Source organism: Cupriavidus sp. WS, assembly GCF_000395345.1.
Taxonomy (GTDB): Bacteria; Pseudomonadota; Gammaproteobacteria; order Burkholderiales; family Burkholderiaceae; genus Cupriavidus; species Cupriavidus basilensis_B.
Window position 1 is genome coordinate 1 of sequence record NZ_AQPL01000424.1, and the last position, 12,340, is coordinate 12,340.

At 71.2% G+C, this 12,340-nt stretch carries 11 protein-coding genes and 2 riboswitches; of the genes, 8 read left to right on the forward strand and 3 right to left on the reverse strand.

The window, feature by feature from the left end; genetic code table 11:
* Nucleotides 1-16 precede the first annotated feature (16 nt).
* Nucleotides 17-1,678, reverse strand: coding sequence for an acyl-CoA dehydrogenase family protein (locus tag K206_RS0129385; RefSeq protein ID WP_020205938.1), 1,662 nt, complete (start codon nt 1,676-1,678; stop codon nt 17-19).
* Nucleotides 1,679-1,934: 256 nt separating this feature from the next.
* A riboswitch (TPP riboswitch) is annotated at nt 1,935-2,036 on the forward strand.
* Between the two features lie 101 nt (nt 2,037-2,137).
* Here K206_RS0129385 and thiC point away from each other — a divergent pair.
* The 7 genes from thiC to K206_RS0129420 all read left to right on the forward strand — a co-directional run bounded on the left by thiC (nt 2,138) and on the right by K206_RS0129420 (nt 8,921).
* Nucleotides 2,138-4,024 (forward strand): phosphomethylpyrimidine synthase ThiC, encoded by a 1,887-nt coding sequence (thiC, locus tag K206_RS0129390; RefSeq protein WP_020205939.1) that lies wholly within the window; start codon nt 2,138-2,140, stop codon nt 4,022-4,024.
* A 129-nt stretch (nt 4,025-4,153) separates the two neighbouring features.
* Nucleotides 4,154-5,335, forward strand: a complete 1,182-nt coding sequence (locus K206_RS0129395; protein ID WP_020205940.1) for an FAD-dependent oxidoreductase — start codon at nt 4,154-4,156, stop codon at nt 5,333-5,335.
* A gap of 17 nt (nt 5,336-5,352) precedes the next feature.
* On the forward strand, nt 5,353-5,550 hold the full coding sequence (gene thiS, locus K206_RS0129400) for a sulfur carrier protein ThiS (protein WP_020205941.1): 198 nt from the start codon (nt 5,353-5,355) through the stop codon (nt 5,548-5,550).
* A gap of 6 nt (nt 5,551-5,556) precedes the next feature.
* Nucleotides 5,557-6,414, forward strand: a complete 858-nt coding sequence (locus K206_RS0129405) for a thiazole synthase (RefSeq protein WP_020205942.1) — start codon at nt 5,557-5,559, stop codon at nt 6,412-6,414.
* Nucleotides 6,411-7,550, forward strand: coding sequence for a thiamine phosphate synthase (locus tag K206_RS0129410; RefSeq protein ID WP_020205943.1), 1,140 nt, complete (start codon nt 6,411-6,413; stop codon nt 7,548-7,550). The genes K206_RS0129405 and K206_RS0129410 overlap by 4 nt, the downstream gene beginning before the upstream one ends.
* Before the next feature lie 66 nt (nt 7,551-7,616).
* Nucleotides 7,617-8,366, forward strand: coding sequence for an AAA family ATPase (locus K206_RS0129415; protein ID WP_020205944.1), 750 nt, complete (start codon nt 7,617-7,619; stop codon nt 8,364-8,366).
* A gap of 108 nt (nt 8,367-8,474) precedes the next feature.
* Nucleotides 8,475-8,921 carry a PaaI family thioesterase gene (locus K206_RS0129420; protein WP_020205945.1) on the forward strand — a complete coding sequence of 149 codons (447 nt, stop codon included), beginning with the start codon at nt 8,475-8,477 and terminating at the stop codon, nt 8,919-8,921.
* 28 nt (nt 8,922-8,949) lie between these two features.
* Here K206_RS0129420 and K206_RS0129425 read toward each other — a convergent pair whose 3' ends face one another.
* Nucleotides 8,950-9,378, reverse strand: a complete 429-nt coding sequence (locus K206_RS0129425) for a PGDYG domain-containing protein (protein WP_020205946.1) — start codon at nt 9,376-9,378, stop codon at nt 8,950-8,952.
* 84 nt (nt 9,379-9,462) lie between these two features.
* Nucleotides 9,463-10,293 (reverse strand): bifunctional hydroxymethylpyrimidine kinase/phosphomethylpyrimidine kinase, encoded by an 831-nt coding sequence (thiD, locus tag K206_RS0129430; protein WP_020205947.1) that lies wholly within the window; start codon nt 10,291-10,293, stop codon nt 9,463-9,465.
* Between the two features lie 193 nt (nt 10,294-10,486).
* Nucleotides 10,487-10,582, forward strand: a riboswitch (S-adenosyl-L-homocysteine riboswitch).
* Between the two features lie 126 nt (nt 10,583-10,708).
* On the opposite strand from thiD, the gene ahcY reads away from it, so the two are divergent.
* Nucleotides 10,709-12,127, forward strand: coding sequence for an adenosylhomocysteinase (gene ahcY, locus K206_RS0129435; protein ID WP_020205948.1), 1,419 nt, complete (start codon nt 10,709-10,711; stop codon nt 12,125-12,127).
* The last annotated feature ends 213 nt before the right edge of the window (nt 12,128-12,340 follow it).

Here is a 12,340-nt window from a genome sequence, read left to right on the forward strand (position 1 = left end):
GCCGGAAGCTACCGCTTCAGGCCGGCCACGCGCGCGCCGCCACGCGCGCGAGCGCCGCCGCGTCGCCCTCCAGCGTGCCGAACACGCGGCCGTGCTGGCGGCCCAGGCGGCTCGCCACGAAGCGCTCGGCGTCCTCGGCGTCGGCATGGCCGAGCATCAGCGCCGCCTGCGCGGTCAGCACCAGGCCCTGGGCGAAGCGGCGCGCGCCGGCCTCGAGGTGCTCGGGCGCGTCGCGCAGCATCGCCTGCAGCGAGGCCAGCTCGGCGCGCACGGCCGGATGCCCGCCGGCGCGCTGCGCGAGGTCCTGCAGCAGCCGCGCGCCGTCCTCGGGATTGCGCTGCAGCGCGCGCAGCACGTCCAGGCACATGATGTTGCCCGAGCCTTCCCAGATCGAGTTGACCGGCGCCTCGCGGTACAGCCGCGCCATCGGCCCCTCTTCCACGTAGCCGTTGCCGCCCCACACCTCCATCGCCTCGCCGGTGGCCTCGATCGCGCGCTTGCAGATCCAGAACTTGGCCGCCGGCGTGACGATGCGCTTCCACGCGGCCGCCAGCGGGTCGGCGTCGGCGCGCTCGAAGGCGTGCGCCAGTTCCATCATCAGCAGCGTCGCGCCCTGGCTTTCCAGCGCCAGGTCGGCCAGCACGTTGCGCATCAGCGGCTGCTCGGCCAGCAGCTGGCCGAAGGCCATGCGGTGGCGCGCGTGGTGGAGCGCCTGCACCAGCGCGGCGCGGAGGATGGCGGCGCTGCCGATCACGCAGTCCAGCCGGGTATAGGTCGCCATCTCGATGATGGTCGGGATGCCGCGGCCTTCCTCGCCGATCAGGATGCCGGTGGCGCCGCGGAACTCCACCTCGCTGCTGGCGTTGGAGCGGTTGCCGAGCTTGTCCTTGAGGCGCTGGATCTGCACCGGGTTCTTGCTGCCGTCGTCGCGAAAGCGCGGCACGAAGAAGCACGACAGCGGTCCGTCCTCGGCGCCCATGCGCGCCACCACCAGGTGCGCGTCGCACATCGGCGCGGAGAAGAACCACTTGTGCCCGGTCAGCTCGTACTCGGCGCCGCGCCCCTCGCCGCGCACGGCGCGCGCCACCGTGGTGTTGCTGCGCACGTCCGAGCCGCCCTGCTTCTCCGTCATGCCCATGCCGATCATGACGGCGCGCTTGTCGCGCCACGGCAGGTCGCGCGCGTCGTGCTCGGTAGCGAACAGCTTCGGCCCCAGCCCGGCGAACAGCGCGGTCTCCTTTTGCAGCACGGGAATGCTGGCGAAGGTCATGGTCGGCGGGCACAGCGAGCCCGATTCGACCTGCGCCTGCAGGTAATAGCCCGCCGCGCGCGCCACCCAGGCGCCGTCGCGCGGCTGCGCGAACGGCAGCGCCTGCAGCTGCTGGCTGCGCAGCAGGGCCAGCAATTCGTGCCACGCGGCGGGGAATTCCACCTCGTCGATGCGCTCGCCGGTGCGGCCGTGCGTATGCAGCTCGGGCGTGTGGCGGTTCGCCTCGGCCGCCCAGCGCTGCACGTCGGCCTGCCCCAGGCGCGCGCCGAACACGTCGAGCGCGCCGGCGTGCCAGCCGCCGCCGAGGCGCTCGAGCGCCGCGCGCAGGGCCGGATCGCCGGCGAACAGGTTGTAGCCGGCAAGGTCCGGCACCTGGTTGAACACGCGATGGGTGGCGGCGTCGGTCATGCGGTCTCCTGGAATGGGCGGCGCGTGGCCGCGTTGTCCTGTTTTCTGCTGTTTTCTGCATGGTAGAGCAAGCCGCGCGCTATGTGACGGCCGGCAAGGTCTGCCGGGTGTGGTGCCCGGGTCCCACCGCGCTCCATCGCGCCCCACGGCGTTCTTGCCGCGCCGCAGCAAGCGCCAGTCCTGACTTGCGCGCACGGCTGTCCAGATTGAAACAAGGGTGGTCAAGCCCCGGCCCTTGTGCTTAAATTCACCCCGTTGGATGAAACAGGGGTGCCACACGGATGGGCCGTGCGGCTGAGAGAGTCCCTTCGAACCCGATCCGGCTAGTACCGGCGTGGGAAGTTTCATGACTACCGAACAGCTCCTGCCTCCCGCGAGGCACATGACCCGGCCATCGCGCCCGGCCCATGCTCAGGGCTCCTGGTTTCGTCCATCCCCGCAAGAGAGAGGACGATACCTATGGCCCGCACAAATTCCGCCCCTGCCGCTTCCTTCGAATCGCTCGAGACCGATCTCGACAAGAAGTTTGCCTATCCGGCTTCCAGCAAGACCTACCTGACCGGCAGCCGGCCCGACATCCGGGTGCCGCTGCGCACGATCCTGCAGACCTCCACGCGCACGGACAAGGGCGAGATGTCCAATCCGCCGATTCCCGTGTACGACACCTCGGGCCCGTACAGCGACCCGGACGTGCACATCGACCTCAAGGCCGGCCTGCCGTCGGTGCGCGGCAGGTGGATCGAGGAGCGCGGCGACACCGAGGTGCTGTCCGGCCTGTCGTCCGAATACGGCCTGGCGCGCGCCGCCGACCCGGCCACCGCGCACCTGCGCTTCGCCCAGCTGACCAACCCGCGCCGCGCCAAGGCCGGCGCCAACGTGTCGCAGATGCACTATGCGCGCCAGGGCATCATCACGCCCGAGATGGAATACGTGGCGCTGCGCGAGTCGCTCAACCTGCAGGCGCTCTACGACAAGCCCGAGTACAAGGCGCTGCTGCGCCAGCACCCGGGCAACGCGCTCGGCGCCGCGCTGCCGCTGCGCCCCGAGGACATGACGCCGGAATTCGTGCGCCGCGAGATCGCCTCCGGCCGCGCCATCATCCCCGCCAACATCAACCACACCGAGCTGGAGCCGATGGCGATCGGGCGCAATTTCCGCGTCAAGATCAACGGCAACCTCGGCAACTCGGCGGTGACGTCGTCGCTGGCCGAGGAAGTCGAGAAGATGGTGTGGTCGATCCGCTGGGGCGCCGACACCATCATGGACCTGTCCACCGGCAAGCACATCCATGAGACCCGTGAATGGATCCTGCGCAATTCGCCGGTGCCGATCGGCACGGTGCCGATCTACCAGGCGCTCGACAAGACCGGCGGCATCGCCGAGGACCTGACCTGGGAGATGTTCCGCGACACGCTGATCGAGCAGGCCGAGCAGGGCGTGGACTACTTCACCATCCACGCCGGCGTGCTGCTGCGCTACGTGCCGATGACCGCCGACCGCGTCACCGGCATCGTCTCGCGCGGCGGCTCGATCATGGCCAAGTGGTGCCTCGCGCACCACAAGGAAAACTTCCTGTACACGCACTTCGACGAGATCTGCGAAATCATGAAGGCCTACGACGTCTCGTTCAGCCTCGGCGACGGCCTGCGCCCGGGCTGCATCGCCGACTCCAACGACGACGCCCAGTTCGGCGAGCTGCGCACGCTCGGCGAGCTGACTGCCAAGGCCTGGAAGCACGACGTGCAGGTCATGATCGAAGGCCCGGGCCACGTGCCGCTGCAGCGCATCCAGGCCAACATGGACGAGGAGCTCAAGCACTGCTACGAAGCGCCGTTCTACACGCTCGGACCGCTGGTGACGGACATCGCTCCCGGCTACGACCACATCACCAGCGGCATCGGCGCGGCCAACATCGGCTGGATGGGCACGGCCATGCTGTGCTACGTCACGCCCAAGGAACATTTGGGCCTGCCCGACAAGGAAGACGTGCGCGAAGGCATCATCACCTACAAGATCGCCGCGCACGCGGCTGACCTTGCCAAGGGCTGGCCGGGCGCGCAGCTGCGCGACAACGCGCTGTCCAAGGCGCGCTTCGAGTTCCGCTGGGAAGACCAGTTCAACCTCGGCCTGGACCCGGAGCGCGCGCGCTCGTTCCACGACGCCACGCTGCCAGCCGAGGGCGCCAAGATCGCCCACTTCTGCTCGATGTGCGGTCCCAAGTTCTGTTCGATGAAGATCACGCAGGAAGTGCGCGACTACGCCGCCTCGCTCAAGCCGGAGGCCGAGAAGGGCATGCAGGAAAAGTCGATCGAGTTCGTCAAGAGCGGCAGCAAGATCTACTCGTGAGGCAGGGTGCGGCGCGCGCCTGCGTGCGCGCCGCGTGAAGTACCGCGCCCCGCCCGCGGGGCGCGCCATGAATGAAAGGAGGCCGGAGCCCGCCGCGCAGTCGCGGCAGGCACTGGCGCAAACATCCCCATGACAGTGCAGTCGTTTGATGTGGCCGTGCTCGGCGCCGGCCTGGCCGGGCGGCTTTCCGCCTGGCAACTGGTGCGGGCCGGCCTGCGCGTGGCGCTGGTCGAGCGCGCCGGTCCCGATGGCGCCGGCTCGGCCGCGCACGTGGCCGCCGCCATGCTGGCGCCGCTGGCCGAATCCGCGATCGCCGAGCGCCGTATCGTCGAGCTCGGCATCGCCAGCGTCGACCTGTGGCGCGGCTGGCTGGCCGAGCTGCCCGAGCCGGTGTTCTTCCAGGAAGGCGGCACGCTGGTGGTCTGGCATGCGCGCGACCGCGGCGAGATGTCGCTGTTCGCCAGCCGCGTGCGCGCGGTGGCGCCGCCGGCGCTGGTGGCCGAGCGCATGCGCGCGCTCGACGGCGACGGCGTGGCCGCGCTGGAGCCCGCGCTCGCGGGCCGCTTCCCGCAGGGCCTGCTGCTGGCCGGCGAAGGCCAGCTCGACAACCGCGGCACGCTGCGCGCGCTGCTGTCCTGCGCCGTGGCCAGCGGCGTGCACTGCGTGTGGGAAGCCGGCGAAGTCGAGGCGCAGGACCTGCCGGCGCTGGGCATCCGCGCCCGCGTGGTGCTGGACTGCCGCGGCCTCGGCGCGCGCGCCGCGTGGCCCGCGCAGGCGGCCGCGCGCGGCACCATCCCCGGGCTGCGCGGCCTGCGCGGCGAGGTGGTGCGCGTGCATGCGCCCGAGGTCAAGCTGCAGCGCCCGGTGCGCCTGCTGCATCCGCGCTACCCGATCTACATCGCGCCCAAGCCGGGCGACCTCTACGTGATCGGCGCCACCGAAATCGAAAGCGACGACGATTCGCCGATGAGCGTGCGCTCCGCGCTGGAACTGCTGTCGGCGGCCTACTCGCTGCATCCGGCCTTCGGCGAGGCGCGCGTGCTCGAACTCAACGTGCAGCGCCGCCCCACGCGGCCGGACCACCTGCCCGCCATCCGGGTCGACCAGCATGCGCGCATCGTGCGTCTCAACGGCCTGTACCGGCACGGCTTCCTGATCGCGCCGGCCGTCACCGAGGCCGCCTGCGAGGTGGTGCGCGCGCTGCTCGACGGCGACCCGGCCGCGCATGCCGTGCCCGCCGCGCTGCGCTGGCCCGGCATGATCGGCCCGGCGCTCGACACCGTCGCCGGCGGCTCGCCGGTGCTGCACTGAACAGACGCAGACAGACCATGGAAATCCTGCTCAACGGCCGCCCGCTGGCCCTTGCCGACCACGCCACGCTGGCCGACGCGGTGGCCGGCGCCGGCATCGCGCCGCCGTTCGCCGCCGCGCTCAACGGCCAGTTCGTGCCGCGCGCCGCGCATGGCGCAACAGCGCTCGCCGCCGGCGACCGCATCGACCTCGTGCAACCCGTCACGGGAGGCTGAACCGACATGACCCTCGATACCCTCGATCCTCTCGACCAACGCGGCGGCCTGCTCGGCGACCCCTTCGTGCTGTACGGCGAGCGGTTCGCCTCGCGCCTGCTGCTCGGCACCGCGCGCTATCCGTCCCCCGCCACCCTGCAGGCCGCCGTGGAAGCGTCCCGCCCCGCCATGCTGACGGTGGCGCTGCGCCGCCAGGGCGCGGTCGGCGACGGCGAAGGCGGCCAGCCGTTCTGGCAGATGCTCAAGGCGCTCGGCGTGCCGGTGCTGCCCAACACCGCCGGCTGCATGGCGCCACAGGAAGCGATCACCACCGCCATGATGGCGCGCGAGGTGTTCGAGACCGACTGGATCAAGCTCGAAGTGGTGGGCGACGACTACACGCTGCAGCCCGACACGCTCAACCTGCCCGCGGTGGCCGAGACCCTCGTCAAGGAAGGCTTCAAGGTGCTGCCGTACTGCACCGAGGACCTCGTGCTGTGCCGCCGCCTGCTCGACGTGGGCTGCCAGGCGCTGATGCCGTGGGCCGCGCCGATCGGCACCGGCAAGGGCGTGGTCAACCCGCACGCCATGCGCCTGCTGCGCGAGCGCCTGCCCGACACCCCGCTGATCGTCGACGCCGGCCTCGGCCTGCCGTCGCACGCGGCGCAGGTGCTGGAGTGGGGCTACGACGGCGTGCTGCTCAACACCGCGGTGGCGCAGGCCGCCTACCCGGTCGACATGGCGCGCGCGTTCGCGCAGGCCGTCGACGCCGGCCGCACCGCCTACCTGGCCGGCCCGATGCCCGAGCGCGACATCGCCCAGGCCAGCACCCCCGTGGTCGGCATGCCGTTCTGGCACGCCGCGGGCGCGGAGGACCGCGCATGAGCCGCGCCGCCGTGAAAGCGCCCGTCGACGCCGCGCTGCGCGACACGCTGCTGGCGCGCTACGGCGCCACCTTCGGCACCAGCGACCAGCCCTGGCGCGCGCTGGCGCAGGCCGGCGCCGAGGCGCCCGGCAGTGCCGACGTGGTGCTGTGCGACGGCGAGGCCGACGCCGCCACGCTCGCGCGCATCGCCGCCGCCGGCGCGACCGCCATCGAGAGCGAGCGCGAGGGCGGCCGCTGGATCGACACCGTGCGCTCGCCGATGGGCACCTGGGTGTTCAGCGCCCACGCCGACGGCGACAGCGCGCACTCGCCGGCGTTCACCGCCGTGCTGCTGGCCTGCCTGGCGCTGCATTTCCCCGCGCACGACGCGCTCTGCCTGGCGCGCGCGTGGCGGCCCGGCTCGCTCGACTGGCCGGCCGATTTCGCGCGCTTCCCGCAGGTGCGCCACGCCGCGCTGGTCGCGCCCGAGCAGCCCGCCGCGCCGTTCGCGCCGTGCCCGCCGCTGGGCCTGTACGCCGTGGTGCCGAGCGCCGCATGGATCGCGCGGCTGGTGCCGCTCGGCGTGCCCACGGTGCAGCTGCGCTTCAAGTCCGACGACGCGCAGGCCGTGCGCGACGAGATCGCGCGCGCCGCCGATGCCGCGCGCGGCAGCCGCGCGCGCCTGTTCATCAACGACCACTGGCGCGAGGCCATCGCGCTGCACGCCGGCTTCGGCAACGACAGCGCGCGCAGCGGCATCTACGGCATCCACCTCGGCCAGGAAGACCTCGACGAAGCCGACCTCGGCGCGCTGCGCGCCTCGGGCCTGCGCCTCGGCGTGTCCACCCACGGCTACGCCGAGATGCTGCGCGTGGCCACCATCGGCCCGAGCTACCTCGCGCTCGGCGCGATCTTCCCGACCACCACCAAGGTCATGCCGACCGCGCCGCAGGGCATGGGCCGCTTCCAGTCCTATGCGAAGCTGATGCAGCCGGTGATCCCGTCGCTGGTCGGCATCGGCGGCGTCGACGCCGCGCGGCTGCCGGAGGTGCTGGCGGTCGGCGTCGGCAGCGCGGCGGTGGTGCGCGCAATCACCGAGGCTGCCGACGTGCCGGCGGCGGTGGCGAACCTGCTGGGGATGTTTCCGGCGGGTTGATGCGCGTCTGACCAGCCGGCGCCATGCGGTACGATGGACGCCACTCCCGTCCCCCGCCGCCGCGCCATGATCTCGTCCCAGTTCCTCAGCCGCGTCACCCTGCGCCGCGACATCGTCGAGAGCTTCGCGCGCTACCCGTTCAGCCTGCCCGCGGTGCGCGCGCTCGACGTGCTGGAGCTCCATCCCAAGGTGACGTTCCTGGTCGGCGAGAACGGCTCGGGCAAGTCCACGCTGATGGAGGCGATCGCGGTGGCGGCCGGCTACAACGCCGAGGGCGGCTCGCGCAACTTCAGCTTCGGCACGCGCCGCTCGCACTCGGTGCTCAACGAATACCTGCGCCTGGCGCGCGGCTTCCGGCGCCCGCGCGACGGCTACTTCCTGCGCGCGGAGAGCTTCTTCAACGTCGCCACCGAGATCGAGCGCCTCGATGCCGAGCCCGGCCCGGGCGCGCCGGTGATGCCGGCCTACGGCGCTCGCTCGCTGCACGAGCAGTCGCACGGCGAATCGTTCCTCGCGCTGCTGACCGAGCGCTTCCGCGGCAACGGCCTCTACCTGCTCGACGAACCCGAGGCCGCGCTCTCGCCGCAGCGCCAGCTTGCCGTGCTGTCGCGCATCCACGACCTGGTGCGCGCCGATTCGCAGTTCCTCATCGCCACGCACTCGCCGATCCTGATGGCCTACCCCGATGCGTGGATCTACCGCCTCGGCGCCGACGGCGTGCAGCGCATCGCCTACGAGGACACCGAGCACTTCCGCGTGACGCGCGATTTCCTGGCCGATCCGCAGCGCATGCTGCGCGTGCTGCTGGAGCCGTGAGCCGCCTGCCGGCGCCATTCGCGCCGGGGTTGGCGCTACCATTGCGGTCGGCGGGCGTGATGACGGCAGCCCAGGCAGCAATCAGACTCGGATAAAGGAAGACAAGCTTTGGAATTTCCCTCGCAGATCGTCCCGGTGGCGCCCGGCACCCCGGAGCAGCCCTATTTCGGCATCGACGTGCCGCTGATGCGCCACCTTGGCCTGCAGCCGGTGCAGATCGAGGAGGGCCTGTGCCGCACGCGGCTGCCGGCCAGCCCGTTCCTGGTCAACAGCCGCGGCGACGTGCACGGCGGCACGCTGATGGCGGCGCTGGACTTCACGCTCAGCGGCGCGGCGCGCTCGCACGCGCCGATGCAGACCGGCGTGATCACCATCGACATGTCCACGCATTTCCTCGCCGCCGCGCGCGGCGAGCTGCACCTGGAGGCGCGCTGCATGCGGCGCGGCGCGCGCATCGCGTTCTGCGAGGGCGAGGTGAAGAACGCCGGCGGCGAGGTGGTGTGCGTGGCGCGCGCGGCGTTCAAGCTGGTGCCGCTGAGCAGCGGCGGCAACTAGCCGCCCCGGGCGCCGCCGCGGCCGGCCGTCAGGCGGGCCGGTAGACCTGGGCGAAGCGCGCCTGCTGCACGATGCCGTAGTCGCCCGGCGCGTACTGCATCAGCCAGTCGCCGGCCTCGCCGCGCAGCACGTCGCCGCCGGCCGAGCGGGCGATGCCGAAGGCCGCCGCCATGCGCTTTGCCAGCACCGTCGCAGGCTGGTTGCGGTAGGCGCCGTCGCGCCCGTGCGCGCCGGCTTCCAGCGGCTCGTAGCGCGCGTCGAAGCGGTCGCGCGACACCACCCAGCGGTCGCCGGTGGAGCCGGTGACGAGGGCGTCGCCGGGCTGGTAGCGGTTGGGGCCTTCGAGGCTGGCGAGCTCGCCGGGCACGGCGGCGAACGCCACCTGCACCACTTCGTGTTTCCGGTAGGGCGCGGCGGCGGGGTCGGTGCGCAGGTCGATCTGGGACAGCAGGGTCATGGCGTGGCAAGGATGGCGCTGGCGGCCGGACGATGGAGAGCCCGATCATACCGCCGCCCGCGGGCCGGTGTGCCGGCCCGCGCGTCATCCCATCGCGCGCGGCGCGAAGGCGTGGTTGAGCGGGCCGTTGCCGGCGCCGAGCTCGAGGTCGGCGCCGGCGACGATGGCCTCGGCCACGTAGTCGAGCGCCGCGTCCACCGCGTCCGCCAGCGCGTTGCCGCGCGCGAGCTGCGCGGCGACGGCGGCGGCCAGCGTGCAGCCGGTGCCGTGCAGGTTGTGGGTCTCCACGCGCGGGTGCGAGAACACGCGCACGGTGCCGTCGGCGGTCATCAGCAGGTCGTCGAGGCCGCCGTCGGCCGGGTCGAGGTGGCCGCCCTTGAGCAGCACGGCGCGGCAGCCCAGCGCCAGCAGGTCGCGCGCGGCCTGTTCCATCTCGCCGCGGCGGCTGATCCTGCGGCCCAGCAGCCACGAGGCTTCCGGCAGGTTGGGCGTGACCAGCACGGCGCGCGGGAACAGCAGGCGCGTCATGGCCTGGCTGGTGGCGTCGTCGGCCAGGGTGGCGCCGGAGGTGGAGATCATGACCGGGTCCACCACCAGCTGGCGGATGGCGTGGCGGTCCACCGCGGCGGCCACCGCCTCGACGATGTCGGCGGTGCCCAGCATGCCGGTCTTGGCGGCGTCCACGCCGATGTCGCTGGCCACCGCGTCGATCTGCGCGGCCACCATCTCCGCCGGGATCGCGTGCACGCCGCTCACGCCGAGCGTGTTCTGCGCGGTGATGGCGGTGATCGCGCTCATGCCGAAGCAGCCCAGCGCGGCGAAGGTCTTGAGGTCGGCCTGGATGCCGGCGCCGCCGCCGGAGTCGGAGCCGGCGATGGTCAGGGTGCGCGGAGGACGGTGTGTGGTCGGGGTCATGTGCGGTGCGAGGCAGGCCGCCGCGGGGCGGCGAGAAACGGCAAAGGAAGCAACAAAACAAGCAGCAAGAAAGAGCAAGAAAGGCGCCAGGGAAGGCACTAAAGACAGCGCCAAAGACAGCACCAACGGAAGCGCCAGGCAAAAAATCACGCGGCGCCGGTGCGCGGCGCCGGCGGTCAGGCTACAATACCGCCACTCCGAGGAGCGTTGCAACGGATGCGACCATTGTGCCCCAGTGCGCGATTGGCCATTCGCCAGGCTCGGACTGTCTCAACGGCGCTCGCTGATCCGTGGCCCCCACGGTGGCGAGTCGACCTATCCGCCCGCTTTGCATGCCCGCGTTGCCCGGCATGCCCGCGCGCCGCGTATCCCCCCGCACTCGCCGCCATCGCGCCACTCTTCACCGGAGTGAAACATGAACGCAGTGACTGACCTGAAGAACGACTACCTGGTCGCCGACATCAACCTGGCCGGCTGGGGCCGCAAGGAAATCGCCATCGCCGAGACCGAGATGCCCGGCCTGATGGCGATCCGCGACGAGTTCGCCGCCGCCCAGCCGCTCAAGGGCGCGCGCATTGCCGGCTCCCTGCACATGACCATCCAGACCGCCGTGCTGATCGAGACGCTGGTCGCGCTCGGCGCCGACGTGCGCTGGGCCTCGTGCAACATCTTCTCGACCCAGGACCACGCCGCCGCGGCCATCGCCGCCTCGGGCACGCCGGTGTTCGCCTTCAAGGGCGAGTCGCTGAAGGAATACTGGGACTTCACCCACCGCATCTTCGACTGGAAGGACGGCGGCACCCCCAACATGATCCTCGACGACGGCGGCGACGCCACGCTGCTGCTGCACCTGGGCGCGCGCGCCGAGAAGGACGCCACGCTGATCTCCAAGCCGGGCAGCGAGGAAGAAACCTACCTGTTCGCCGCCATCAAGGACAAGCTGGCCAAGGACCCGACCTGGTACAGCCGCAACCTGGACGCCATCAAGGGCGTGACCGAGGAAACCACCACCGGCGTGCACCGCCTGTATCAGATGGCGCAAAAGGGTGAACTCCGTTTCCCGGCCATCAACGTCAACGACTCCGTCACCAAGAGCAAGTTCGACAACCTGTACGGCTGCCGCGAGTCGCTGGTGGACGGCATCAAGCGCGCCACCGACGTGATGATCGCCGGCAAGGTCGCCGTGGTGGCCGGCTACGGCGACGTGGGCAAGGGCAGCGCGCAGGCGCTGCGCGCGCTGTCGGCGCAGGTGTGGGTGACGGAGATCGACCCGATCTGCGCGCTGCAGGCCGCGATGGAAGGCTACCGCGTGGTGACGATGGACTACGCCGCCGAGCATGGCGACATCTTCGTCACCTGCACCGGCAACTACCACGTCATCACCCATGACCACATGGCGAAGATGAAGGACCAGGCCATCGTCTGCAACATCGGCCACTTCGACAACGAGATCGACATCGCCTCGATCGAGAAGTACGAATGGGACGAGATCAAGCCGCAGGTCGACCACGTGATCTTCCCCGACGGCAAGAAGCTGATCATCCTGGCCAAGGGCCGCCTGGTGAACCTGGGCTGCGGCACGGGCCACCCGTCCTACGTGATGAGCAGCTCGTTCGCCAACCAGACCATCGCCCAGATCGAGCTGTGGCTGGAACGCGATAGCGGCAAGTACCCGGTCGGCGTCTACACGCTGCCCAAGCACCTGGACGAGAAGGTCGCGCGCCTGCAGCTCAAGAAGCTCAACGCGCAGCTGTCCGAGCTGACCGACCAGCAGGCCGCCTACATTGGCGTGAAGAAGGAAGGCCCGTACAAGGCCGACCACTACCGCTACTGATCGCGGCGGGCCGGCGCGCGCGCTGCGCGCCGGTTGATCGCGCGCATTGATCGCGCGCATTGACCACGCGCATTGATCGCGGCCGTGGATCGCGGGTACGATCGCACGGCCGGGCTGTCCCGGCCGCCGGGCCGCGGCGCGCGGATGCGCGCCGCGGTGTTCCGCATCCTGTTTCGTCTGACCCGAGCTAGGGAGTCGTCATGAGATTGCTGG